Below are 24,432 nucleotides of genomic sequence, written 5' to 3' on the forward strand. Positions count from 1 at the left end.
GGGCAGGATCCGAAACGGCCGCGTCCCCGGATACTGCCTTAAAGTACGTAAGGCAGCTGGTTTTCGTAAAAAGCGAATCATCAGGAACGGATGTTGTTTACAAGGCCCATCATCTGGTCGGACAATGTAATCGTCCTTGACTGGAACTGATACAACCGTTCTGTTTTCGTTAGCTCCGTTATTTCAGCAGAAAGGTCGACATTCGATTTTTCAAGCGCGCCCTGCTGCATAGAAATTTGGCTGCGGTTTGCCCCCTTTAAATCGGTGTATACATTTGCCGCATTGGCGTTTTGCGGCAGCCTCAGCAAGTTGTTCCCGGCCTGTTCCAGCACTTGCGGGTTGCGTATTTGGACAACGCCGAGGTTAAAGCTTTCCCGCGTGCCGTCACTGTATACCACCTGCAAGATCCCGTTTGGCCTGATCGCGTAATCTGCTACTCTGCCCTGGAATGTAATCATCCTGTTATTCTCATCCAGGACAGGATTCCCGTTCGCATCAGTGAGCACACTTCTATTGTTTCCGAGCGGGGACACTTCCAATGCGCCGTTGCGTGTAAATGCCACTTCATCACTGCCATTTGCCCGGGCAAGCACTTTTAAATACTGGTTTTCTTTTGTAAAGGCCATATCAAGGGCGCGTCCGGTATTTTCAAGCGCCCCCTGCGATGGGGAAAGCACCGCTTGTGCCAGTTTTGCCCCCGTGCCGGTCCGGATGCCGTACGGCGTTTTTCTGCCTGTTTCTTTGGATGGATCCGGCTGGTTGTTGATTTGCTGGGCGAGCAGATCGGTAAAGCTCGCCTGTTTGCTTTTATAGCCGTTTGTATCCACATTAGCAACATTATGGCTGATGGTATCGATTTTGTCCTGCAACTGCCTGAGCGTATTGGTTGCTGTCAACATGGATTGATTCATGGCGCTGTCTCACCCCACCATTCTCCGTTATACTTTTCCTACGTCATTTACGGCTTTGCCGAGGCTTGCGTCATAAGCCTGCAGCACTTTTTGATTGGCTTCAAAAGAGCGGTAAGCACTCATCATATCTGTCATTGTTTTTGTCTCATCGACATTGGAAGATTCCAGGCAGCCCTGCTTGATTTGAAAGCCGTTTTGGCCTGCAGCTGGCAGCGCCCCGTTATTCGCGAGCGTATATAAACCGTCGCCTGTTTTCTCAAGCTGTGCCGGATTTTGGGCGTAGGCAAGGCCGATCGTGCCCGCATACCGCCCGTTTTCCGTTACCACGCCAGCCGCATCGACGGAAAAATCGGTTCCCCCCGTCTGAATGCGGCCCCCGTTTTCATCCAGCACGTAATGGCCGGAAGCGGTCGTTAAATAGCCTTCCGGGTTCACTGTGAAATTCCCGTTCCGCGTATAGGCTTCATGCCCGTTGCCGTCATCGATGCGGAAGAACAGGCTTCCTTGCGGTGAAGCCTGATCTAATATGGCCAAATCGGTCCGGTTGCCTGTTTCTTTAAGGTCACCCTGTTTAAAAAGCGGCAGTGTTTCCTGCATATAAACACCGGTCGCAAGTGACCCGACCGATTTCACTACTTCGCCTGTTGTCCCGTTTTTATCCATATAACTGAGCAGCATTTTCGGGAAAGAGCGGATCGATGACTGGTCCGTTTTATACCCTGGCGTGTCTGCGTTGGATAAATTATTGGCGAGCAAATCCGTTTTCCGCTGCTGGGCGATCATCCCGGAAGCCGCTGTATATAAACCCCGTAACATTGCCATTCACCTCGCTGGAGCATTCATCAAACGTTTGATTAAACGAGTTTTCTTCTTGAAATTTTATCGATATTTTCAAGCATGATGCCTGTTCCGATCGCTACGGAACTCATCGGATTTTCGGCAACAAGGACCGGCACTTTAATTTCTTCGGCAAGCAATTGGTCAATACCGTGTAAAAGGGCCCCGCCGCCTGTTAAAATGACACCGCGGTCAATGATGTCGGCTGACAGTTCAGGAGGCGTTTTCTCTAAAACGTTTTTCGTGGCGTGGACAATGATGGACACGGATTCACGCAGCGCTTTTTCAATTTCAGCGGATTTGATCGTAATCGTCCGCGGCAAGCCGGAAACCATATCCCTGCCCCGGATGTCCATTTCTTCATTGCGGGCGCCCGGAAATACCGTGCCGATATTCATCTTGATATTCTCTGCCGTCCGTTCGCCGATCAGCAGTTTGTACTCCCGTTTAATATACTGCAGAATTTCATTGTCAAATTTGTCACCGGCCATTTTGATGGACGAGCTTGTCACAATGTCCCCCATCGACAGTACCGCAATATCCGTCGTGCCGCCGCCGATATCGACCACCATATTCCCGCTCGGCTGGAAAATATCCATGCCTGCACCGATGGCCGCCACTTTCGGTTCTTCTTCCAGGTAAACATTTTTCCCGCCGCTTTTTTCTGCTGCCTCGCGGATCGCTTTTTGCTCCACGCTCGTAATATTTGTCGGGCAGCAAATCAAAATGCGCGGTTTCGATAAGAATCCCTTTACATTCAACTTGTTAATAAAATACCGCAGCATCGTTTCCGTTACGTCAAAATCGGCAATGACGCCGTCTTTCAGCGGGCGGATGGCGACAATATTGCCCGGCGTCCTGCCAACCATGCGGCGCGCTTCCTCCCCGACCGCGAGCACTTTATTGGCCGTTTTCTCAATGGCTACAACAGACGGCTCATTCAGCACAATTCCCTGGCCTTTTACGTGGATCAGTACATTCGCGGTACCCAAATCAATTCCTATATCCTTTGCAAACATGTATGTGCTCCTTCCTCATTTTTCAAACTTTTTTAGGACGATTTATCTATTCGAAGTCTATCATTGTCTGTTATCCCTGATTATTTATTTTAGCATATTTTTGCCGGGTTTCGGGACCATTTGTCAAATTTTATTTTCGGGTATTTTTCAAGCGAGGCAAACGAAGGGGATTTTACGGGGGGCCGGTTTGCAAAAAAGCAGCTTTCGCGCAGGGTGTCCGTTTCAATTCTGCGAAAGCCGTTTACCGGATGAAAGCAGCTGCGCATCCTGTGGCTGAACCGCTCCCAAAACGGGCCCGGACCGTAAAAAGAAGCAACCGCGCAATTCGATTGCTTCTTTCAGGAATCATGGAGCCCTCATGAGCCGGAAAGCGCTGCTGCGGTTTTTCTGTTACTCTGTGACCGGATACTCTTCTTTTTTATATTTTTGCTTTGTTGCTTCCCCTCCGCGCAAATGGCGGACAGATTTATGGTAATCGAGGATATTCTTTACCTCATTTGCCAGTTCCGGATTGATTTCCGGCAGCCTTTCCGTCAAATCTTTATGGACAGTACTTTTGGATACGCCAAACTCTTTCGCAATTACGCGAACTGTTTTCCTCGTCTCCACGATATACTTCCCAATCTTGATAGTCCTCTCTTTGATGTAATCGTGCACACTACTCGCCCTCCCCCAAAATTGGATGTGAGGCGTGTGAAATGAGACTCGCCGGATTCAATTTTGTACTGGATCCCGCAGGCTGTTCATGCTTGCGGCAGAAAGTGAAGCCTTTCTGATGGTGCAGAATATAATCAAGTCTGTAGCGAAGATGCTCCCGTCATTAACGATTCCTCACCTCAAACACTCCCGCTTTTTTGTCAAGTTTGTAACAGTTTATTAGCTTGTGTACCATTTTATGCAAGAAACTGCTTTTTTACGGGAAGCGGGCGGAAAACAAAAAAAGGACAGAGGTTTTCTGTCCTGTATACACGCGGGCTGTATTAATGGCTGTTCTGGCTGGTTGATGTTTTTTCCGAAGACCGGCTTTGCTTGGACTGGCTGCTTTCGGATGAAACTTCCGGCGTTTTGACGTCGCTGGCCGTTTTATTGAAGTAGCCTTCCGGATTGACCGCCACATCGTCTTTGCGGATTTCAAAATGAAGATGCGTCCCGGCGGCTTTGTTCAGCTCGCTCCGGCCGGCTTTTGCGATCGTTTGTCCTTGCTTGACCATATCGCCTTCTTTCACCGCAATGTCTTTCACCGATTGGTATTCGGTCGTCACGCCTTTGTCATGTTCGACTTCAATGACATTGCCCAAAACGGCATCTTCCTGCACTTTTGTGACGGTACCGCCCATTGCAGCAACAACGTCAAATGTTTTGCCATTTTTCATCGTGATGTCAATTCCCTGGTTCGGCTGATATGTGTTGCCGTATACAACGAGTGCGGCTTCCTGGTCCTTGACGGAAGCATTCGCGTCGTAAAACTTCTTCTCAATCGTGGCCAGTTCAGGTTTTTGTACCGGCATTCTGAAGTTTTCTACCGCTTTGTTTACTTCGATTGCGTCATTGCCGGATCCTTTCTGGCTGATGGATGCATCGTTTTTAAATTTTTCTTTTGCCGAATGGGTTCCAAGCGACTGATACCAAATAATCCCTGTAATCAACAGCACCGCACTTACTAAATAGATTGCCGGATAGACCCAGCGTTTTTTGAAGAAATTTTTTATGTTCTTTGGTTGAGAAGGCCGTTTCTTTTCTTCCTCTCTCATTTATCATCACCTCAGCAACCATTCTGAACATTTCTTCATTTGTTTATACATCAAGTTTAAAAAATTTTTGTCCGGGAGGGATTATCTTTTTGCCAGGGCGCCGGCTCCGGCAATTTGGCTGAATGGTTTCACCGTGACGCCTTGATAATAATACGCCACAATCGCTTTATAATCTTTCCCTTCCTGTGCCATGCCGTTTGCCCCGTACTGGCTCATGCCGACGCCGTGCCCGTATCCTTTCGTTATAATTTCAATTTCTTTTCCTTTTCTTTCCCATGTAAAATCTGAAGAAGGCAGCCCCAGCTTCTCCCTCACCTGCCTGCCGGTGAAAACTTTGCCGGCAATTTTGATTTTCGCCACTCTTTTTCCTTCTGTCCTGGATAAGACAGTTCCCGTATCATTCGCTTGAATCCGGATCCCCAGTTTTTGTTCGAACGCCGTGGCGGGGATGGATGTGACTTTCTTGAATTTAGGCGAGTTTTGATCCCACGGGCTTTTCACGCTTTTTAAATAGGGTACGGCACTGGACCAGTAATCGCCGGCATTTTCTGTGTAGCCGTTGCTGGTGGAAAAAAACGCTGCATCGATCGGCTTGTTATGGTAAGTGATGATTTCGCCTTCTGTTGCAGCAACCGCTTTGTCGATTTTCTCCATTTTTTCCTGATACGCTTTCCCCCAAACGTTTTTCAGTTCATCCCGGCTCAAATATACCTGGTCGTTGACCGTATCTGTCACATTGGCATTATCCGGCAAATCCCTGTTTCCGCCATTTAACATCCGGTTGACAATGAAAGTGCGGGCAGTCAGTGCCTGGGCTTTTAATGCCTCGAGTTTAAACGTTGCAGGCATTTCAGCTGCGACCACGCCTGCAACATAGTCTTCCATTGGCACGCGGTCAACCTTTTTCTCCATGCTTCTGTATACGGATACCTGGACGGATACCGTTGCTTTCTCCTCCTTTGGCGGTTTTTTTTCATGCAATTTTCCGCTCACCTTGTCGTTGTGGAACGGAAGGACGACAAGGGCCGGAATGAGAAAGGAAAAGGCGAGGACGAGGATCGCTGCGATTACAACGGGTTTGATTGGTTTCATGCTGACGCCTCCATATGATCGAAGTGGTGGAAAGCCTATACTCCAATTTATGGGACGGGACAAGCATTTATGATTAAAAATGCACGCTCAAGGGTGTGCGGGGCAAGCATGGGGCAGCACCGAAAAAAAGCCGACGAACCTTCCCGGCGCGCTCTGGCGACAACCGGATAAGTTCCGGAGGCGCATCGCTTGAGGCGGGAGGAAACGCATTGGACGGCGTTTCAGCATAAACTGTTTCAACAACTGCATGAAAAATCAAGGCCTGTACGTTTGAAACCGGCCTGTTTTGTCCATAATGGGAACAGCAGAAGAAAAATGGCGAAAAAAAAACCCTGCACATGGGGAATATGTACAGAGGTTTTTATACAAACTAAAGATTGGCGTCAGCAAGCAATTGATCTTGTTTTGCCGGCGCAACTTCCGCTTCGTCGTCGACCCTTTCAATGTCGGCCCCAAGTGCAGCCAGTTTTAAATGAAAGTTCAAATAGCCGCGGTCCAGATGTTTTAATTCGGTCACCCGGGTAATGCCTTTTGCCGCCAGCCCGGCAATAATTAAAGCGGCGGCTGCCCGCAGGTCTGTTGCGGCAACTTCAGCCCCCTGCAAATTGCACGGCCCGTTCACAATAACCGAACGCCCTTCTATTTTTAAATCCGCATTCATGCGCCGGAATTCTTCCACATGCATGAATCGGTTTTCAAATACCGTTTCCGTAATCACGCTCGTGCCTTCAGCACACAAAAGGAGCGCCATCATTTGCGACTGCATATCGGTCGGGAATCCCGGATAAGGCATTGTCTTTATGTCTACTGCCTTTAATGTTTCCGGGCCGATAACCCGGACACCGTTCTCTTCTTCAATGATGGTGACACCCATTTCCTCCAGCTTTGCAATTAAGGAAGAAATATGCTCAGGTACCGCACCTTTTACCAACACATTTCCCTTTGTAATCGCAGCGGCAACCATAAATGTCCCTGCTTCAATTCTGTCCGGTATGATGGTATGATCAGCAGCATGCAGCTTATCCACACCTTCGATCTTAATGGTTCCCGTGCCGGCACCTTTTACATTTGCGCCCATTTCATTCAGGAAATTGGCAAGATCCACAATTTCAGGTTCTTTTGCACAGTTTTCAATGACCGTTTGTCCGTCAGCCAGCGATGCGGCCATCATGATATTCTGGGTTGCGCCGACGCTTGGAAAATCCATATATATTTTCGCGCCATGCAAGCGGCCGGATACAGACGCTTCAATAAAACCGTTTCCCACATCTACTTTGGCGCCCATTGCTTCAAATCCTTTTAAGTGCAAGTCAATAGGGCGGGATCCAATGGCACAGCCTCCCGGTAATGCGACCCTTGCTTTCCCGGTTCTCGCCAGTAACGGCCCCAGCACTAAAAAAGATGCCCTCATTTTGCGTACATATTCAAAAGGCGTTTCAATTGATAACTCCCTTGATGCATCTACAGTGATTTCATTATCCAGAAACGTAACTTCAGCATTCAAGTGGCGCAGCACTTCACTGATTGTAAATACATCGGAGAGTTGTGGTACATCACGTATGATGCTTTTTCCTTCACTTGCCAATAACGATGCAGCGATCACAGGCAATACGGCATTCTTTGCACCTTCCACTTGAACGGTGCCCTGAAGCCTGTTTCCGCCGCGGACGATGATCTTTTCCAAGAGTATTCCCCTCCGCGTCCATATTCTCTATATTAATATTCAATCGTAATGATGGGTGTGCCAATTACGACCGTTGTCTTACCGCCCAAACCGCTGTCTCGCAAACCGATTTGCACATTCATTTTCCGGTTTTTGGCATGGATATTTTCAGAAAACTTAGGCGAGTATCCGGAAACCGCATAAAAGTTCTTTTCTTCCATTGTTTCAATTTCTTGCGCATCAAGACGTTTCAGCAATTGTTCTTTTTTTCCACGTAACAAAACATGATCCATTTTATCACTGAATTCGCCTTTGATACAAGAGAAAACCATGGGCTTTTTCGTAAAAAGCGCTCGAGTGCGGGCAGATACCAATTGATTGACTTTGCGCATTTGCGCGCGGTCCCATCCTTTGCCATTCACTTCATAAATGATATACGAACCGTTTTCAGCATTTGATAAGGTCGACATCAATTTTACGGTTTCGACATAATGGCTTTTTTCCAGCTTGCCCGTGAGCACCTTCACATGCCTGTCCTTTTTTACCGACCAGTGCATTTCAGGGAATGTATCCTGCAATGTCTGCACTTTTTCGGCCCATTCCGGTTCGGACGGCGCCCGCAGGGGTTCTCTTGTATATAAAGACCATTCAGTGACTTTGCCGTTCAATTTTGCAATGGACGCCTGAAATAACTGCAATTGATCCGTAAAATTGGCCGCATCTGTCTTATTCCCCACGAAAATCAGTGTCAAACCAACAATTGCCAAAACCGGATATACAAATCGGAATTTCATCTTTGCGCTCCCCTCTCCCTTATTAAAAGTGTTAACAAGAGAGACGGCAGACATACCAGGTAAAAGTCGTCAAGTTTTGACACCCTATACACTAGTATAATGAATTTTGTCAAAAAAGCATACCTAAATTATATGCAACGGATCATTTTTTGGAAACAGGAAAAACAAACCATTTTTCAGCCTCAAAAGAACCGATCAATTGGAATTTTGAAACAATGCTTAGCGGTACCCGTCATTGGAACAGGAAATGCAGGCGCTGCGCCCATATCAAATAGTCAAGGAAAAAATTGCTGACGCTGTATCCGATTGCGACAGAAAGGAAAATATACAAAAGCCTTGCCTGGACAATGCGGTTTTTCTTTATGATCTTGTCAATATGGACGGCTTGAAGGATCCAAAACGTCATGCCAATAAAAAACAAATTCACAAGGATGCTGAGCACTGCCTGCGTTCCGAATTCAGCTGTCATCTGTCCTCATTCCCTTCCTGTTTTTGCCCGTTCAGGCGCCTTGCCCGGCAAGCCGGCTGCTTAAAGAAAAACACCTTCCGAAGAAGCAGAAGGTGCCTTTTTGATCATAAAATGACAGTAAGGAAAAGCGGTTATCTGGAAAAGTGGCGATAGACTTCAATCCGGTTCATCGCGCGTTTTAACGCAAGCTCCGCCCGTCTAAAATCGATATCATCCTGATGGGACTGGTGCAATCTTTTTTCTGCACGCTGCTTTGCTTCTTCCGCCCGCCGGATGTCAATTTGTTCGGGTGTTTCGGCAGCCTGTGCCAGAATGGTCACCTGGTTGGAGCGTGTTTCCAAAATGCCGCCGCTCACTGCAACTACTTTTTCCTGGTCGCCGTTTTTAAACCGGACAACTCCGATATCAAGCGGCGCAACAAGCGGAACATGCCCGTACAGGATACCGATCTCGCCGCTTTTGGCTTTTGCAATTACCATTTCCACTTCCGCATTGTATACCGGGCCGTCCGGAGTGACAACACTGGCTTCAAATGTCCTCATTTTACTTCCTCCCGGTCCCGCATTATGCTTTTACGCCCATGGCTTCCGCTTTTTTCACAGCATCCTCGATCGTGCCTACGAGGCGGAAAGCATCTTCAGGAAGATGGTCGTATTTCCCTTCAAGAATTTCTTTAAAGCCGCGGACAGTTTCCTTAACCGGCACATAAGATCCCGGCTGGCCGGTAAATTGTTCCGCAACGTGGAAGTTTTGCGACAGGAAGAACTGGATGCGGCGTGCGCGCGCAACAACCAGTTTGTCATCTTCGCTCAGTTCATCCATCCCGAGGATCGCGATAATGTCCTGGAGCTCGCGATAACGTTGCAATGTTTGCTGTACCTGGCGGGCAACGTTGTAATGCTCTTCCCCGACAATTTCAGGGGACAATGCCCTGGATGTCGAAGCGAGCGGATCTACAGCAGGATAAATCCCCATTTCCGACAAACGGCGTTCAAGGTTGGTCGTCGCATCGAGGTGGGCGAATGTTGTGGCCGGAGCCGGGTCAGTGTAGTCGTCAGCCGGCACATAGATCGCCTGGATCGATGTGATTGAACCTTTATTTGTAGATGTAATCCGTTCCTGCAGCTGGCCCATTTCGGTTGCAAGGGTCGGCTGGTAACCTACGGCTGACGGCATACGGCCGAGCAACGCAGACACTTCAGAACCTGCCTGTGTGAAACGGAAAATATTGTCGATAAAGAGCAATACGTCCTGGCCTTGTTCGTCACGGAAATATTCAGCCATCGTCAGGCCTGTTAAAGCCACACGCATACGTGCGCCAGGCGGTTCGTTCATTTGCCCGAACACCATTGCTGTTTTGGCAATAACGCCGGAATCTTTCATTTCGTAGTAGAGGTCGTTCCCTTCACGCGTCCGTTCCCCTACGCCGGCGAATACAGAAATACCACCGTGTTCCTGTGCAACGTTGTTAATCAGTTCCTGGATTAACACGGTTTTGCCAACGCCGGCACCGCCGAACAAACCGATCTTCCCGCCTTTGATGTAAGGCGCCAAAAGGTCAATGACTTTAATGCCGGTTTCAAGAATTTCAACCTGCGTGGATAACTGCTCGAAGGAAGGCGCCGGTTTTTGGATCGGGTCGCGGCGCACATTGCCTTTCAGTTCGCCGTCAAGGTCAATGACTTCCCCGAGCACATTAAATACACGGCCAAGGGTTGCTTCCCCTACCGGTACAGAAATTGGCGTGCCTGTGTCCACTACTTCCATGCCGCGACGGATGCCGTCTGTGGAAGCCATCGCAATTGTGCGGACGGCATCATCGCCCAGGTGTAATGCAACTTCCAGTGTAACATTGATATCCACTTCATTGGCATTTTTTGCTTTATAATTGATTTTTAATGCGTTATAAATATCAGGGAGCTGACCGTTTTCAAACTTTACGTCAACTACCGGACCCATTACTTGCAGAACGTGTCCAATGCTCATACTGTTCCCTCCTAACTTGCTTGATGGCACATGCCCGATCCGTTTCGGCAAAAGAGCGGTTTGCCAAAACGGAAATTATTCCAGTGCAGCTGCTCCACCGACAATTTCTGTAATTTCCTGTGTGATGGATGCCTGGCGGGCACGGTTATATGTCAATGTCAACGAGTCGATTAATTCAGTTGCATTGTCCGTCGCATTTTTCATTGCAGTCATGCGTGCCGCGTGTTCACTTGCTTTGCTGTCCAGCAGCGCGCCATAAATAAGGCTTTCTGCGTATTGCGGCAGCAAAACATTCAGGATTTCTTCTGCAGACGGTTCAAATTCATAGGAAATGAGCCGGTTTGTCGCCGTTACATCCGTAAGCGGCAGCAGCCTTTTTTCCGTCACATCCTGGCTAATGGCGCTGACAAAATGGTTGTAATACAAATACAACTCATCGAATGTCCCGTCTTCATACATCGCGACCGTTTTCTTCGTGATATTTTTGATATCCTGGAATGTCGGATGGTCAGACAGGCCGACAATCTGCAGCACAACATTCATCTTTAGACGCCTGAAAAATTCGTATCCTGTACGGCCGATCACAATAATCGCATATTCATCATCAGATTGATGGCGTTCCCGGATGGTCTGGGTTACAAGCCTTAAAACGTTGCTGTTAAAAGCGCCGGCCAGTCCGCGGTCAGATGTGATCACGAAATAACCGGTCCTTTTAACCGGGCGGGAAACAAGCATCGGATGCCGGGCGCCGCCTGTCCCCTGGGAAATGCTGACTACTACATCCTGCATTTTCTCCATGTAGGGGACAAATGATTTGGCGGACAATTCCGCACGGTTCAGTTTTGCAGACGACACCATCTGCATCGCCTTCGTAATCTGGCTTGTTTTCTGCGTAGAGTTGATCCGGTTTTTTATATCGCGTAAGGATGCCACTTCACTTCACCACCCTTGTGAGTTAATCAGGATTCCAATCCTGGATTGAAATCCTTTGTCTGTCCGGCCCGTTTGCCTCCGGTTCGGATGCTGCAGTGAAAAAGCACGCATGCCGCATACGGGTAACGGGGTTCTCTGTCCAATTATTGATGTTCAGATGCTACGAAGGTCTTTTTAAATGCCTGAATGGCTTCTTTCATTTTTTCATCGTCAGGAAGATTTCCGGTTGTACGGATTTCTTCGAGCAGTGATGCCCGGTTCTGGTCCAGCCAGTCATAAAGTTCCGATTCAAAACGGAGAATGTCTTCCACTTGAATATCGTCCAGCAATCCTTTTGTTAATGCATACAGGATGCATACTTGTTTTTCCACTTTGATTGGCTTGTTCAGGTCCTGCTTCAATACTTCAACCGTACGCTGCCCGCGTGCCAGTTTTGCCTGGGTGGCTTTATCCAGATCCGACCCGAATTGGGCAAATGACTCAAGTTCACGGTAAGATGCCAGGTCAAGGCGCAGTGTGCCGGAAACTTTTTTCATTGCCTTGATTTGCGCGGCACCGCCTACGCGGGATACGGATAACCCTGCATTGATCGCCGGGCGGACACCTGAGAAGAACAAGTCGGACTGCAGGAAGATCTGCCCGTCTGTAATCGAAATCACGTTTGTCGGAATGTAAGCCGAAATATCGCCGGCCTGTGTTTCAACAAACGGCAGGGCGGTCAATGAACCTCCGCCTTTTGCATCACTTAATTTGGCGGCACGTTCAAGCAGGCGGGAGTGCAAATAGAATACGTCGCCAGGATATGCTTCACGGCCCGGCGGACGGCGCAAGAGCAAGGAAAGTTCACGGTAAGCAACAGCCTGTTTGGATAAGTCATCATACACAACGAGCACGTGTTTTCCGTTGTACATGAATTCTTCGCCCATCGCAACACCGGCATACGGTGCCAGGTATTGAAGAGGCGCCGGTTGCGAAGCGGAAGCCGTTACCACAATCGTATAATCCAAAGCCCCGAATTTGCGGAGCGTTTCAACTGTACCGCGGACGGTCGATTCTTTTTGGCCAATCGCAACATAGATACAAATCATGTCCTGGTCTTTTTGGTTTATAATCGTATCAATCGCAATAGTCGTTTTACCAGTTTGGCGGTCGCCAATAATCAATTCCCGCTGCCCGCGGCCGATCGGCACAAGTGCATCGATCGCCTTAATCCCCGTTTGCAGCGGTTCGCTTACCGATTTCCGGTCCATTACGCCAGGCGCTTTAGATTCAATCGGGCGGGTTTTCGTTGTGTTGATGGGCCCGAGCCCGTCAACCGGCTGGCCGAGCGGGTTGACGACACGGCCGATGAGTTCCTCCCCGACCGGCACCTGCATGATCCGGCCTGTACGCCTTACTTCATCGCCTTCATGAATTTCACGGTAAGGCCCGAGAATAATGATCCCGACATTGCTTTCCTCAAGGTTCTGCGCAAGCCCCATGACCCCGTTGGAAAATTCCAGCAGTTCCCCGGACATGGCCTGGTCAAGACCGTGTGCACGCGCAATCCCGTCACCGACTTCGATAACGGTACCGACATCGCTCACTTCAATTTCAGACTGGTAATTTTCAATCTGTTTTTTTATCAGCAAGCTGATTTCTTCAGCCTTAATGCTCATAAATCCAGCACCTCATTTCTCACTTAACTGATTAATGTTTTTTCAAGACGTTCCAATTTTCCGCGCAAACTGCTGTCAAAAATAGAGTTGCCGATTCTAATCTTTAATCCGGCCAGCAGACCGTCATCCACGATATTCTCAATGTTTAAAGACCGCTTTCCGACCTTTTTGGCAAATACTTCGGATATCGCTTTGCTCTCGTCAGCAGAAAGCGGGCGAGCAGAGTAGACAAGTGCATCTGCAATACCGCGTTCATCATTCACCCGTTCAATAAAAGCACGGCATACCCTCGGGATGAGCTCGTCCCTGTGCCGCTCAGTCAAGAGCAACAACAAATTCAAAGTGAAAGTGGATAATCCGGAAAAAATGTTTTTAAGGATTTCTTGTTTCTTTTCTATCGTCAATTTCGGAGATTTAAGGAGCTTTCGGAACGGTTCGTTTTCCTCAAAAACCTCTCTTACCGCCCGGACTTCTTTTTCGATTTCTTGAAGCTGCCCGTGCTCTTTTGCAAGCTCGAAAAGTGCCGAAGCGTACCGTTTTTCTACCGCCTCATTACTCATTTCATTTCTCCTGCCTCTTTAATAGAATCGAGTATGAATTTCTCGTGGTCTTTCTCGGAAATTTCTTTTTCAATCACTTTAGAGGCAATCATCACGGACAAGGATGCTACCTGTTCACGCAAAGCAGCAACAGCTTTCGCTTTTTCCTGTTCGATTTCAACTTTGGCAGCATCTTTCATGCGTTCTGCTTCCTGGCGCGCTGTTGCAACGATATCATCATGCTGCACTTCTGCCTGTTTCCTTGCATTTTCAATTAAATTCTGGCCTTCAACACGTGCTTCTTTCAGCATCTTGCGCTGTTCTTCCAAAAGCCTGGCTGCTTCTTCGCGGTTTTTTTCCGCCGTTTCAATTTCTTTTGCAATATGTTCCTCACGTTTCCTCATCATTTCAACTAGAGGGCCGTAAGCAAATTTTTTCAATAGCAGAAGCAACACAACAAACACAATGGCCTGGAATAAAATATCGCCTGTGTTGAGCTTCCCTAGCACAAATCCGAGTACTAAATCAGTCTGGGACACCCGGGTTCACTCCCTTCCACACGTTCTTAAAACATTCTTTCGCACCTTTTACCAAAAAAAGAAGCAAAATGGTTCAAAAAAGATTGCCCTGAACCGCTCATAACCGAAGCTACAGCTGTTCCCGGCTAAACCATAAAGGAAAGGCGAAGGTCTCTTAGAATCCGCTTCGCCGTCAACATGTTCCTTATCTTCCCAGTGCAATAAATGCGATAACAACCGCAATGATAGGAAGAGCTTCAACTAAGCCGATGCCGATAAACATTGTTGTCTGCAAAAGGCCGCGTGCTTCCGGCTGCCTTGCAATCCCTTCAACTGTACGACCGACAATAAGGCCGTTGCCGATACCGGCGCCCAATGCTGCCAAACCAACCGCGATTGCTGCTGCAAGAATACCCAAACTCATGATAAGATTTCCTCCTTTGGAATATATAAATAGGTGATTTTTCAAAAATATAGAAATGGTTATTCCTCATGGGCAATCCTATGAGAAATATAAACCATTGTTAACATGGTAAAGATATATGCCTGGATCGTGCCGACAAAAATGGAAAATCCTTGCCATACAAGGGTCGGAATAATCGCTCCGATTGTCCCCCAAATGTTTGTATGCATCGCCAAAGTGCCCGCAAGCAGCGACAGCAGCACTTCGCCGGCATAAATATTCCCGTAAAGCCGGAGCCCTAATGTTAACGTGTTGGCAAACTGTTCGATCAGGTTAATCGGGACCAAAAACCATAACGGTTCAGCATAGCTTTTCAGATATCCGCCAAACCCTCTCTTTTTGACACCGTAAAAGTGGGACAGGCCCATGACCAGAACGGCCAGCGTAAGGGTAACAACCGGGTCGGAAGTAGGTGACTTCCACCAGGAATAATGATCATAAACAACCATAAACGGCAATCCGAGCATATTGGAAACAAAGATATACATGATCAATGTTAGGCCCAGAATATGAAAGACGCCGCCGGTTTTCCAGTCCATATTGCTTTTAATGATCCCTCTGACAAAATCCATGACCCATTCCATAAAATTCTGCATGCCTGTAGGTTTCAACGCCAACTTTCTTGTTGAGATGACCGCAATGATGAACACGATCAAGGATGAGACAGTAATCATCATGACGTTGGACAGGTTAAAATACAACCCCATGAATTCGACTATCGGTTGCTTATGTTCCACCGAAACTCACCTCACTTTACTTTTTTCTCTGTTGAAGCAAACCTACAAAAAAATCTATCATAATGACGAGATAAGATGTCATTATGCCAATCACTACAGCCAATAGATGAAACAAATCCGGAAAACGGAGCGCCACCGCTACCGCGAGTACGGCAGCCGCCATTCTCATCCCGGTACCGAGCGAGATCCTTTTTTTGCCCGGAGAAACATCGGTAACAGCCATTGTTTTCTTCACCATAAGCCATAAGTTAAAGAGGCTGACAGTTGTGCCAAGCAAAAGCCCGAGGAAAACAGAACGGTAACCGGGAAACATCGCCCCCGCCAAATAAAGGCACAAAAGAATCACCAAATACTTGCGCTGTCTTTTGTAAATACGTAGAAGTTCCGGCATGCCTTAAACACTCCTGACAAGGGACGCCGATCGTTTGCAGCACAGCAGGAAAGCAGTATGTCACTTCCTCACCTGGCAAATCGCAACATTCTTAACCAAAACTTGCAATTTGTTAAGGTTACGAACAGCCTGCAGCCCCGGCTTTACTGGTTTTTCACATTTCCGGCATATTAATAGTAGAATCCCAACCTCATGAAAACCTTCTCATTATGTACACTTTTTTAGCATACAATAGCGCTTATCCAATGTCAATAGGAGTTTCCTTGATATAGTCATTAGAACTTATTTTTTCGGAAAATGGCCATCCCGCTTCCCGGAACAGGAAGGAAACACCGTACACCGGCGTAAGCTTGCGCTGCTTTTCCAATCGTTTACATGCCTGGCATTCATCTCTATACCGAAAACATACCGTTATTATAGACCCTTTTTATTTTTTTACCAGCCTGTTTCTGACGGGTTAACAAAATTGTAAAACACTAAGCGCATCCATACATTTTATTTTGTCCCAAACAGGCGGTCCCCTGCGTCTCCGAGACCCGGCACAATGTACCCTTGCTCATTCAGCTTCTCATCAAGGGCTGCTGTATAAATATCAACGTCCGGATGGGCTTTCTGCACGGCTTCCACGCCCTCAGGGGATGCAATCAGGCACATGAATTTAATGTTTTTTGCACCCCGCTGTTTTAAGGACTGGATCGCATCCACGGCAGAACCGCCTGTAGCCAGCATCGGATCCACAATGATAAAATCGCGTTCCTCTACATCGCTTGGAAGTTTTATGTAATATTCAACCGGCGTCAGTGTCTTCGGATCGCGGTACAGGCCGACATGTCCGACTTTTGCAGCCGGGATTAGTTTCCGCACGCCGTCTACCATGCCCAGGCCCGCACGCAGGATCGGGACAATGCCAATTTTTTTGCCGGATAAAATTTTTGATTTTGCCTTGCAGACTGGCGTTTCAATTTCAATTTCTTCAAGCGGCATATCACGGGTAATTTCAAATGCCATCAAAGTCGAAACTTCATCGACAAGTTCGCGGAATTCTTTTGTCCCCGTATGTTTATCGCGGATATACGTCAACTTGTGCTGGATCAGCGGGTGGTCAATGACATGAAGTGTACTCAAATGAATTCTCTCCTTTAAAGGTTGGTATCAGGTTCGGCAAATGCTTACCCCAACCATTTTACACGAAAAAAGCGCCCAATCTCAAGGAAAGCCAAAAGAAAATCCTGAGGCCAGGTGAAAGGACCGGCCCCGCGGTTTACGAGGCCTTCCTGTTCAATTTTTTTGCCGGTTCGTTTTTATGCCGCATTGGAAGTGCACCAGCCAGCTATCCGTCCGGAAAAAGCGGGCGCTAAAATGCGCCTGCTCAGTTTTGGCCGGCGTACAGCGGGAAGCGTAACGTAAGATGCCGGACGCGTTCTGCCGCTTCTTTTAAGACTGCTTCGTTATCCGGATTTTTCAATGCCGATCCGATAATGGATGCCACCTCATCCATTTCTTCCAGGCCGAATCCCCTTGTTGTGACTGCAGGGGTACCGATTCTGAGACCGCTTGTCACAAACGGGCTTTCCGGGTCATACGGAATCGTATTTTTATTGGCCGTGATGCCGATATCATCGAGCACCTTCTCCGCATCCTTCCCGGTAATCCCGAAAGAACGCAAATCAATGAGAATCAGGTGATTGTCCGTCCCGCCGGATACAAGGTCAAATCCTTCTTTTTGGAGTCCTTCCGCCAGCCGTTTTGCGTTGTCCACCACTTTTTGCGAATAGGTTTTGAACCCGTCTGTAAGCGCCTCTCCAAAAGCGACGGCTTTGGCAGCAATTACATGCATAAGCGGGCCGCCCTGGATCCCCGGGAAAATCGACTTGTCCACTTTCTTTGCAAATTCCGCTTTGCATAAAATCATGCCGCCGCGCGGTCCCCGCAAGGTTTTATGCGTTGTGGTCGTGACAAAATCCGCATACGGCACCGGGTTCGGATGTAACCCTGCAGCCACAAGCCCTGCAATATGCGCCATATCCACCATTAAATAGGCGCCTGTTTCATCCGCAATTTCCCTGAACTTTTTAAAATCAATCGTGCGGGGGTATGCACTTGCACCTGCGACAATCAGTTTCGGCTTATGTACGCGCGCTTTTTCCAGCACATCTTCATAGTCAATATGCTGCGTTTCCTTATCCACACCGTATTCCACAAAATGGTACTGCATGCCGCTGAAATTGACCGGGCTGCCGTGTGTCAAATGCCCGCCGTGGGACAAATTCATGCCAAGCACCGTGTCGCCGTGCTCCAGAATGGTGAAATAAACCGCCATATTGGCCTGTGCGCCGGAGTGCGGCTGGACATTGACATGTTCGGCGCCAAAAAGCTGTTTGGCCCGCTCCCGCGCAAGGTTTTCCACGATATCCACATATTCGCACCCGCCGTAATACCGGTGCCCCGGATACCCTTCCGCATATTTGTTGGTCAGAACGGAACCTTGTGCTTCCATCACTGCTTCGCTGACAAAATTTTCGCTGGCAATGAGTTCAATCTTGTTTCTTTGCCGGTTCAATTCCTGCCGGATCGCCTCGTAAACTTCCTTGTCTTGATTTGCAATATGGCTCAATTCGGTACCCCCTCAAGATCGTTTTCATATTCTTTTTTATTTTACCATAATGCTTTGCAAATTTTGTCCATTTTTTTAACAAGAAGAAAAAAACATGCCCCGCACACAACATACGGGGCAGTACGGATGGTCCCTTATTCCGGCTGTTCTTTTTCGTAAACCGCCCGCACGCCGCCGATCAGTTTCGGCCGCGTTTTGGCAAATGTAACATGGGCTTTCCCCAGCTCTTTTCCGGAAACCCTTACAGGGACGGCAACATGCTTTAAATGCATGCCGATCAAAGTGTCCCCAATGTCGATGCCCGCATCAGCGCGGATGAATTCGACGACAACGGGATCTTCCATATGGGCGAATGCATACGCAGCCATCGCGCCGCCCGCCTTCCGGACAGGCACGACCGCCACTTCTTCCCATCCCCTTTCATCGGCAAGCGAACGGTCAACCACAAGCGCCCGGTTCAGGTGTTCACAGCATTGAAATGCCGGTTGGAACCCGAACCGGCGTGCAAACTTCTGTACGCCGCCATAAATGATTGCGGCAATGTCCATTGCCCCGGCTGTCCCGATTTTTTTCCCGGTTACTTCAGATGTCGAGCATCCAACAACAAAAACCTGTCCTTTTTTCATTGGCGCCTGCCGGAAAAATTCATCCAGCATGCGGTCCAACTGTTCCTCCAAACGTGCCGGATCTGATTGCAACAAAAACACCTCTGTTATTTTTGTTCATACTGCGCGATTTTCTCAATCCTGCGTGCATGGCGGCCGCCTTCAAACGGCGTTCCGAGCCATTCTTTCACAATTTCACAGGCAAGCCCCGGGCCGATGACCCGCTCTCCCATGGCGAGGACATTGCTGTCATTATGGGCCCTTGTAGCCTTCGCGCTGAAGACATCATGCACAAGCGCGCAACGGATGCCCTTTACTTTATTGGCGGAAATACACATCCCGATCCCGGTGCCGCAAATGAGGATAGCACGGTCAAATTCCCCTTTTGCCACCTTTTCCGCAACCGGAAGCGCGTAATCCGGATAATCAACCGACCCTTCACAATCGCATCCGAAATCTTCGTAGGCAACACCCAGATCCTGAAGCAAACCGGCAATTTCCTGTTTAAGATGCTTACCGCCGTGGTCTGAAGCCAATGCCACTTTCATGTTCTTCCCCCTCCTTCATGCTTCTGATTCTATTGTGGCACAGAACGTCGAAAAAGAAAATAAAGCGTCTTAGAGGCCAGGTTCCATGGCTGTTAAAATTTCCGGCCCGTTTAAAACGTCCATCGTCCCCGGAAAAATGCCAGGCATACGGCCGCATGTTCCCGCATCTCCTCTTGTCTTGCGGGATTTCCCGGCACAAAACCTGAATTGCCGCGCTTCTTCTAGCCAAAACCGGTGCTCCCCGTCCAAAACCAGGCGGGCGAAAAACTCACCGGATATGAAAGCGGCGGGTGCTCCCTTTTAATTTCTCCGCATCCTGCTCGAGCTGCGCGATAAGCCTTTCAATCAATTCCATGTTCTGCGCCTGCTCATTTGTAATCGCCGTGACTTCTTTTGCCCCGGCAGAAGTCTGTTCGGTAATGGCCGCCACTTCCTGCGACTGGCTCGAAGCTTCGTGAATCGCATCCATTTGGTTCTTGGCCATACCGGCAATTTGATCAACTGCCCCCGCAACCAAATGGATTGATTCCGTCATTCTGTCCATCGCTTCATTGGCCTTTTGTCCTCTGTGCACTTCTTCATTGGCTTTTTGAACTTGTACAGCCATTTGTTCGACAACCCGTGTACCTTCCTGCTCAATGTGCTGGATCATCCCGGTAATACCCTGAACGGCCTGGGCACTTTCATCCGCAAGCTTCCGGACCTCATTTGCGACCACCGCAAACCCGCGCCCGTATTCCCCGGCGCGTGCCGCTTCAATAGAAGCATTCAACGCCAGCAAATTGGTTTGTGCCGCGACTTCACCGACAAAAGAAATGATCCCCTCCACTTTCTTCGTTTCTTCCGCAAGATCCCGAACGGCTTCCAGCGAGATGGTATTTTCTTTTGCCAGATTTTCAACACCTGATATAAGCGAGTCCATTGTCTCTTTGCTCGTCTTTAATTCGCTCAGCATGTGATCAGAAGATTTTTTGCAAGTATCCGCTTTCCCGCGGACTTCGGATGCAAGCTGATAGGTTTTTTCAACGAGGTCAGCCGCAGATTGGGTGGCAGCCGCGGATTGCTCGGCGCCAAGTGAAATCTCTTCCACCGTCTTGTTTACATGTTCCGCCTGGCCCGCAGCCAGTGCCGTTTTCTCCGATATTTCCGACACACTTTCTTTGGTGCGTTCCACATTTTCATCAATTTGTTCAACCGTCTCCCGCAAATTGGAAAGCAAAGAATTGAAAGCCGCTGCGAGCGACTCGATTTCATCGCCCGATTTCGGCACGGGGACTTCATCTCTTAAATCCCCGCGGCTCGCTTTAAGGGCTGCATCTTCTAACTTGCGCATCGGGCCTGCAATCAGGAATGAACCGAAAAAGCTTAAAATCCCGGACCAGATAATCCCTAATGCAAGTGTAATGACAATAAACCACGGCAGCTTTATCCAGTCGGAAAAAAACGGATAAATAAGATAAATGAAAAGACCGCTTGCCGAATATGTAATAAAAGACAGCCCGGTTACGAACAATACAATTTTCTTCGTTAAACTGAATCTGTAGCTTCGCTTTTCCATCCGTCACACCCGCCCCTGGTTTCCCGTTTTCCTGTTTTTAATCAAACGATTGATCAATGCATGCAATTGTTGATAAGTTTCTCTGTAAGCATCCAGGCTGCCGCCGTACGGGTCCGGTACATCCCCGCTGCTTCCGGCATACTCCGCGATGGTAAACGTTTTATTGCGGGCATGCGGATACCGTGCTGCCACTGCCTGTTTGTGCCCGGACGTCATCGTAAGAATCACGTCAGCCCAACCCGCCAAATTCTCCGAAAGGTTCCGGGCGTGGTGGCGGAAATCGATTCCATTTTCTTTCAGCACCTCGTAGGTATGGACAGAAGCGTCTTCACCCTCGGGCGCAAAAAGGCCGGCTGATTCCACTTCAATGCCCGGCAGCTGTTTCGCTTTTAAAATGGCCTCCGCCATCGGGCTCCTGCATGTATTCCCGGTGCAAACAAAAAGGATATTCAAAAGCTGTCCTCCTATCCTGAACTTTTAAATCTACTATTATTATAGTAAAAAAGACCTTAATTACAAGGTTAATCTATAGATAGATAAAAAAAGCCGGAAAATTGAAACCAGCTTTTCTAAATAGAAAACAACAATTTCAGTCCAAAAACAACGAGGATCGTTCCCCCGAGCACTTCGCCGTACACCCCGATCCAACCCTGGAATTTCCTGCCGATCAAAAGGCCGAGCCAGGTTAAAAAAGTAGCAGCAACACCGAAGCAAATCATAACAGCAACAGTCCGCACGCCGAAAATGCCAAGTGATAGCCCGGCAGAAAAACTGTCCAGGCTTACACTCAACGCAAACAGCATCGTTCCCCGTCCGGACGGGCTGACAGCTTGTGCCCCCTCCTTTCTGAAGACCCATACAATCATCTGTATCCCCATGATAACAAGCAATATGCCGCCAATATACTGGGCAAACAGGCCAAAAGTATGGGAGAGAAGATGGCCCGCAAAAACACCGAGAACCGGCATCAACACATGAAAAATGCCGACCGTTAAACCTATGTAAAAGATTTGCCTCAGTCTGGGCTGCATCATGCCCACGCCGAGGCTTACCGAAAAAGCATCCATGCCGAGCGCCAGAGCCATGATCGCCAAAGTTACCATTTCTGCGAGGACTGCCATTCTTTTTCCCCCTTTGGACGTGCCTATTCCAACTTATGCACGTCCGGGGTGTTTTAGAAGCCGCAGATCTCCCGGCACCCCCCCTCCCGCGCACACAATCCGTAATGAAGCAAGACCAAGTGATAAGGGTGGTTTGGAAACGTCCGGAGTTACTGAACATCCTTTTCTTTTACATAACGATGCCCCGCTGCTTTTTCAAGCCGGTTCATAATCGCCCGGCCTATGCCTTCACGCGGGAAAATTTCAGAAAATATCACGTCCACTTTTTGCGCATCAAATGATCGGAGTGTATCATACAAGTGCCGGGCAACGGTCTCAAGGGATGACCGCCTGCCGCACACCGCGACCACATCAGCACGGATTTCACCGGATGTTTCTTCCGTCACAATCGCCCCTGTTACTTCCCCTTTTTTCCGGTGTGCATCGATCATTTGCTGCATAAAAGCCGTGCTGCCGTCCACAAGATAAACCGGCGCATTCGGCGCATAATGCGTATATTTCATGCCGGGCGCTTTCGGCCGGGCGCCGGTCCCCTTAAGCCCCGGATCAAGCCTGACTTTTCCGATCCATTCTTCGAGCTGTTCTTTCGTAACACCGCCCGGGCGCAAAATCACAGGCACTTCCGCGGTCACATCGAGCACGGTCGATTCCACTCCGACACCCGTTTCTCCCCCGTCCAAAATCCCGGCAATTTTACCGGCAAGATCTTCCCGGACATGGCGGGCCAATGTCGGGCTCGGCTTGCCGGACCGGTTGGCGCTCGGGGCGGCAATCGGCAGCCCGGCCAGGCGGATGAGCGCCAGTGCAACCGGATGCCGGGGCATGCGGATCCCGACCGTGTCCAGCCCGGCCGTCACCTTTTTGGACAATGCCCCCTTCTTCACCTTTACAACGAGCGTAAGCGGGCCCGGCCAAAAAGCTTTCATCAGCACTTTCGCCGTTTCCGGTATTTCTTCCGCCAATTCTTCCAGCTGCTTTTCCTCCGCAATGTGGACAATCAGCGGATTATCGGATGGCCTTCCTTTTGCCTTGAAAATCTTATCCACCGCTTCATCGCTTGTTGCATCGGCTCCTAAACCGTATACCGTTTCAGTCGGAAAAGCGACTGTCTGCTTCTCTTTCAGTAACTGTGCTGCTTCTGCAAGTTGTGGATAAGACCCGGAATTCTCCACAGTTTTATCCACAACCCAGTATTTTGTTTCCATCCTTTTCACCTTTCTCCATCCAATCATCGGCCTTGCCAGGATATTTATTTATCAAGTTTTCTCCCGGCAAGGATACAAAAGTTTGAAAAATGAAACAAGTATTATCCACATCTTGTGGATAATACTTTGCATTTTGTTGATAACCCGACTTCGTTCCAGCCCGTTTGTCCGGCTTTTCCACAAACCGGGCGAAAAATGTTAAAACAGTTCCTTGATCACTTTCACAATCAGCAGCTTTTTCTCCACCCCGCCATCATCGCCGGCGTAAACAGAGCCGTTGCGGTTTGCTGTTTCACCGGCTGGCTGCTTGGTTCCGCGGTCTTGTGCCCCTGCCTGGTTTTCGTGCGGTTTCCGGTTCACTTTTTCAGCTGCCGCCTCTTCCGCAGGTTTTGTGCCGGCATTGGAAGCCGCAACCTTCTTTGTTTCCGGTTTCTTTTCTTCACCCCCGCTACTTGTTGCAACGCCGTTGGAAAAATCGAGAAAACAGAGGGGCGGATACAGGACGCACCACCAATTGGCGCCCTTGCCTTCCCCAAGCGTAATCAGAACTGCTTCATACTTCCCGGCCGGATATAAGTACTGGCCGTATAATTTTGTCGGAAAGGCGACCTTTCCAAGTTCTGCCTTGACCGGTTCGTTCAGATGTTCTTCCGCCATCACCCTTCTTGCAATGTTTTCAATTTCCGGCAAGCGGGAGCGGATGACTTTTTCCGCTTCTTTTTTGGACGTTAAGTGGTCCACCCATTTGGCAATGTTCGCATTCACTTCATCGCGGATTTTCCGTTTTACCCCCTGGTCTTCCGGCTTGTCGCTGTTTGCCAGAATCCGCAGCCGGATCGCGTCTTTCGGAATGACGATGGTTTCAGCCTCCGCCGCTTTTTGTTTCGGTGCATATAAACTGATGATCGTTGCGATCGATAACATGAAAATATACAATGATACCACTGTTTTTCTTTTCATTTTCTTCTCCCCGTCCCTTCGTATTCCCATTGTGGGCAGGAACAGGGGATTTTAAACTAT

The 24,432-nt window shown here is 48.7% G+C and carries 27 protein-coding genes; all 27 read right to left on the reverse strand.

The window, feature by feature from the left end; all coding sequences use genetic code 11:
• Positions 1-80: 80 nt before the first annotated feature.
• Positions 81-911 (reverse strand): flagellar hook-basal body protein, encoded by an 831-nt coding sequence (locus tag NSQ19_RS14500; RefSeq protein ID WP_061566098.1) that lies wholly within the window; start codon positions 909-911, stop codon positions 81-83.
• A 27-nt stretch (positions 912-938) separates the two neighbouring features.
• On the reverse strand, positions 939-1,727 hold the full coding sequence (locus tag NSQ19_RS14505; RefSeq protein WP_019721006.1) for a flagellar hook-basal body protein: 789 nt from the start codon (positions 1,725-1,727) through the stop codon (positions 939-941).
• Positions 1,728-1,765: 38 nt separating this feature from the next.
• Complete coding sequence (locus NSQ19_RS14510) at positions 1,766-2,767, reverse strand: rod shape-determining protein (protein ID WP_017553084.1); 1,002 nt, start codon at positions 2,765-2,767, stop codon at positions 1,766-1,768.
• Between the two features lie 390 nt (positions 2,768-3,157).
• Positions 3,158-3,424 (reverse strand): sporulation transcriptional regulator SpoIIID, encoded by a 267-nt coding sequence (gene spoIIID, locus NSQ19_RS14515; RefSeq protein WP_017553086.1) that lies wholly within the window; start codon positions 3,422-3,424, stop codon positions 3,158-3,160.
• A gap of 323 nt (positions 3,425-3,747) precedes the next feature.
• A complete protein-coding gene (locus NSQ19_RS14520) occupies positions 3,748-4,518 on the reverse strand; it encodes a M23 family metallopeptidase (protein WP_013860719.1) in 771 nt (256 codons plus the stop codon).
• Positions 4,519-4,599: 81 nt separating this feature from the next.
• Positions 4,600-5,610, reverse strand: a complete 1,011-nt coding sequence (spoIID, locus tag NSQ19_RS14525; protein ID WP_013860720.1) for a stage II sporulation protein D — start codon at positions 5,608-5,610, stop codon at positions 4,600-4,602.
• Positions 5,611-5,980: 370 nt separating this feature from the next.
• Entirely contained in the window at positions 5,981-7,294 is a 1,314-nt protein-coding gene (gene murA, locus NSQ19_RS14530) for a UDP-N-acetylglucosamine 1-carboxyvinyltransferase (protein ID WP_340703092.1), read from the reverse strand.
• Between the two features lie 32 nt (positions 7,295-7,326).
• Positions 7,327-8,067: a YwmB family TATA-box binding protein gene (locus NSQ19_RS14535; RefSeq protein ID WP_019721011.1), complete on the reverse strand. Its 741-nt coding sequence runs from the start codon at positions 8,065-8,067 to the stop codon at positions 7,327-7,329.
• 232 nt (positions 8,068-8,299) lie between these two features.
• Positions 8,300-8,536 (reverse strand): DUF1146 family protein, encoded by a 237-nt coding sequence (locus NSQ19_RS14540; RefSeq protein ID WP_195850677.1) that lies wholly within the window; start codon positions 8,534-8,536, stop codon positions 8,300-8,302.
• 131 nt (positions 8,537-8,667) lie between these two features.
• Complete coding sequence (locus NSQ19_RS14545) at positions 8,668-9,078, reverse strand: F0F1 ATP synthase subunit epsilon (protein WP_013860724.1); 411 nt, start codon at positions 9,076-9,078, stop codon at positions 8,668-8,670.
• Between the two features lie 22 nt (positions 9,079-9,100).
• Entirely contained in the window at positions 9,101-10,522 is a 1,422-nt protein-coding gene (atpD, locus tag NSQ19_RS14550) for a F0F1 ATP synthase subunit beta (protein WP_328192050.1), read from the reverse strand.
• A gap of 75 nt (positions 10,523-10,597) precedes the next feature.
• A complete protein-coding gene (atpG, locus tag NSQ19_RS14555) occupies positions 10,598-11,455 on the reverse strand; it encodes an ATP synthase F1 subunit gamma (RefSeq protein WP_071452167.1) in 858 nt (285 codons plus the stop codon).
• Positions 11,456-11,598: 143 nt separating this feature from the next.
• Positions 11,599-13,113, reverse strand: coding sequence for a F0F1 ATP synthase subunit alpha (gene atpA / locus NSQ19_RS14560; RefSeq protein ID WP_013860727.1), 1,515 nt, complete (start codon positions 13,111-13,113; stop codon positions 11,599-11,601).
• Between the two features lie 23 nt (positions 13,114-13,136).
• Positions 13,137-13,673 carry a F0F1 ATP synthase subunit delta gene (locus NSQ19_RS14565; protein WP_017553094.1) on the reverse strand — a complete coding sequence of 179 codons (537 nt, stop codon included), beginning with the start codon at positions 13,671-13,673 and terminating at the stop codon, positions 13,137-13,139.
• Positions 13,670-14,191 (reverse strand): F0F1 ATP synthase subunit B, encoded by a 522-nt coding sequence (gene atpF / locus NSQ19_RS14570; RefSeq protein WP_017553095.1) that lies wholly within the window; start codon positions 14,189-14,191, stop codon positions 13,670-13,672. The genes NSQ19_RS14565 and atpF overlap by 4 nt, the downstream gene beginning before the upstream one ends.
• A gap of 184 nt (positions 14,192-14,375) precedes the next feature.
• On the reverse strand, positions 14,376-14,588 hold the full coding sequence (atpE, locus tag NSQ19_RS14575) for a F0F1 ATP synthase subunit C (RefSeq protein ID WP_026104500.1): 213 nt from the start codon (positions 14,586-14,588) through the stop codon (positions 14,376-14,378).
• A 65-nt stretch (positions 14,589-14,653) separates the two neighbouring features.
• Positions 14,654-15,370, reverse strand: coding sequence for a F0F1 ATP synthase subunit A (gene atpB / locus NSQ19_RS14580; protein ID WP_014096761.1), 717 nt, complete (start codon positions 15,368-15,370; stop codon positions 14,654-14,656).
• Between the two features lie 16 nt (positions 15,371-15,386).
• A complete protein-coding gene (locus tag NSQ19_RS14585) occupies positions 15,387-15,761 on the reverse strand; it encodes an ATP synthase subunit I (protein ID WP_017553097.1) in 375 nt (124 codons plus the stop codon).
• Between the two features lie 495 nt (positions 15,762-16,256).
• Positions 16,257-16,886 (reverse strand): uracil phosphoribosyltransferase, encoded by a 630-nt coding sequence (upp, locus tag NSQ19_RS14590; RefSeq protein WP_013860732.1) that lies wholly within the window; start codon positions 16,884-16,886, stop codon positions 16,257-16,259.
• Between the two features lie 244 nt (positions 16,887-17,130).
• Entirely contained in the window at positions 17,131-18,375 is a 1,245-nt protein-coding gene (gene glyA / locus NSQ19_RS14595) for a serine hydroxymethyltransferase (protein WP_340703093.1), read from the reverse strand.
• A 134-nt stretch (positions 18,376-18,509) separates the two neighbouring features.
• Entirely contained in the window at positions 18,510-19,073 is a 564-nt protein-coding gene (locus NSQ19_RS14600; protein ID WP_041819525.1) for a TIGR01440 family protein, read from the reverse strand.
• Between the two features lie 14 nt (positions 19,074-19,087).
• Positions 19,088-19,528, reverse strand: a complete 441-nt coding sequence (gene rpiB, locus NSQ19_RS14605; RefSeq protein WP_014096755.1) for a ribose 5-phosphate isomerase B — start codon at positions 19,526-19,528, stop codon at positions 19,088-19,090.
• A 268-nt stretch (positions 19,529-19,796) separates the two neighbouring features.
• Entirely contained in the window at positions 19,797-21,086 is a 1,290-nt protein-coding gene (locus NSQ19_RS14610; protein ID WP_014096754.1) for a methyl-accepting chemotaxis protein, read from the reverse strand.
• 3 nt (positions 21,087-21,089) lie between these two features.
• Positions 21,090-21,539 carry a low molecular weight protein arginine phosphatase gene (locus NSQ19_RS14615; protein ID WP_081106229.1) on the reverse strand — a complete coding sequence of 150 codons (450 nt, stop codon included), beginning with the start codon at positions 21,537-21,539 and terminating at the stop codon, positions 21,090-21,092.
• Between the two features lie 116 nt (positions 21,540-21,655).
• Positions 21,656-22,207, reverse strand: a complete 552-nt coding sequence (locus NSQ19_RS14620) for a manganese efflux pump MntP (RefSeq protein ID WP_340703094.1) — start codon at positions 22,205-22,207, stop codon at positions 21,656-21,658.
• A gap of 149 nt (positions 22,208-22,356) precedes the next feature.
• Complete coding sequence (locus NSQ19_RS14625; RefSeq protein ID WP_340703193.1) at positions 22,357-23,412, reverse strand: L-threonylcarbamoyladenylate synthase; 1,056 nt, start codon at positions 23,410-23,412, stop codon at positions 22,357-22,359.
• 198 nt (positions 23,413-23,610) lie between these two features.
• Positions 23,611-24,372, reverse strand: a complete 762-nt coding sequence (gene spoIIR, locus NSQ19_RS14630; RefSeq protein ID WP_340703095.1) for a stage II sporulation protein R — start codon at positions 24,370-24,372, stop codon at positions 23,611-23,613.
• Between the last annotated feature and the right edge of the window lie 60 nt (positions 24,373-24,432).

The organism is Weizmannia sp. FSL W8-1119 (assembly GCF_038008605.1).
GTDB lineage: Bacteria > Bacillota > Bacilli > Bacillales > Bacillaceae_C > Weizmannia > Weizmannia coagulans.

What these genes read in the sequence shown, in the direction of transcription:
- atpD (WP_328192050.1), bottom strand. Translation starts at nt 10,522, where the DNA reads ATGAGCATTGGACACGTTCTGCAAGTAATGGGTCCGGTAGTTGACGTA.
- NSQ19_RS14565 (WP_017553094.1), bottom strand. Translation starts at nt 13,673, where the DNA reads ATGAGTAATGAGGCGGTAGAAAAACGGTACGCTTCGGCACTTTTCGAG.
- spoIID (WP_013860720.1), bottom strand. Translation starts at nt 5,610, where the DNA reads ATGAAACCAATCAAACCCGTTGTAATCGCAGCGATCCTCGTCCTCGCC.
- NSQ19_RS14625 (WP_340703193.1), bottom strand. Translation starts at nt 23,412, where the DNA reads ATGGAAACAAAATACTGGGTTGTGGATAAAACTGTGGAGAATTCCGGG.
- NSQ19_RS14500 (WP_061566098.1), bottom strand. Translation starts at nt 911, where the DNA reads ATGAATCAATCCATGTTGACAGCAACCAATACGCTCAGGCAGTTGCAG.
- NSQ19_RS14505 (WP_019721006.1), bottom strand. Translation starts at nt 1,727, where the DNA reads ATGTTACGGGGTTTATATACAGCGGCTTCCGGGATGATCGCCCAGCAG.
- spoIIR (WP_340703095.1), bottom strand. Translation starts at nt 24,372, where the DNA reads ATGAAAAGAAAAACAGTGGTATCATTGTATATTTTCATGTTATCGATC.
- NSQ19_RS14520 (WP_013860719.1), bottom strand. Translation starts at nt 4,518, where the DNA reads ATGAGAGAGGAAGAAAAGAAACGGCCTTCTCAACCAAAGAACATAAAA.
- NSQ19_RS14510 (WP_017553084.1), bottom strand. Translation starts at nt 2,767, where the DNA reads ATGTTTGCAAAGGATATAGGAATTGATTTGGGTACCGCGAATGTACTG.
- NSQ19_RS14545 (WP_013860724.1), bottom strand. Translation starts at nt 9,078, where the DNA reads ATGAGGACATTTGAAGCCAGTGTTGTCACTCCGGACGGCCCGGTATAC.
- NSQ19_RS14540 (WP_195850677.1), bottom strand. Translation starts at nt 8,536, where the DNA reads ATGACAGCTGAATTCGGAACGCAGGCAGTGCTCAGCATCCTTGTGAAT.
- NSQ19_RS14535 (WP_019721011.1), bottom strand. Translation starts at nt 8,067, where the DNA reads ATGAAATTCCGATTTGTATATCCGGTTTTGGCAATTGTTGGTTTGACA.
- NSQ19_RS14620 (WP_340703094.1), bottom strand. Translation starts at nt 22,207, where the DNA reads ATGGCAGTCCTCGCAGAAATGGTAACTTTGGCGATCATGGCTCTGGCG.
- rpiB (WP_014096755.1), bottom strand. Translation starts at nt 19,528, where the DNA reads ATGAAAGTGGCATTGGCTTCAGACCACGGCGGTAAGCATCTTAAACAG.
- atpA (WP_013860727.1), bottom strand. Translation starts at nt 13,113, where the DNA reads ATGAGCATTAAGGCTGAAGAAATCAGCTTGCTGATAAAAAAACAGATT.
- NSQ19_RS14610 (WP_014096754.1), bottom strand. Translation starts at nt 21,086, where the DNA reads ATGGAAAAGCGAAGCTACAGATTCAGTTTAACGAAGAAAATTGTATTG.
- NSQ19_RS14585 (WP_017553097.1), bottom strand. Translation starts at nt 15,761, where the DNA reads ATGCCGGAACTTCTACGTATTTACAAAAGACAGCGCAAGTATTTGGTG.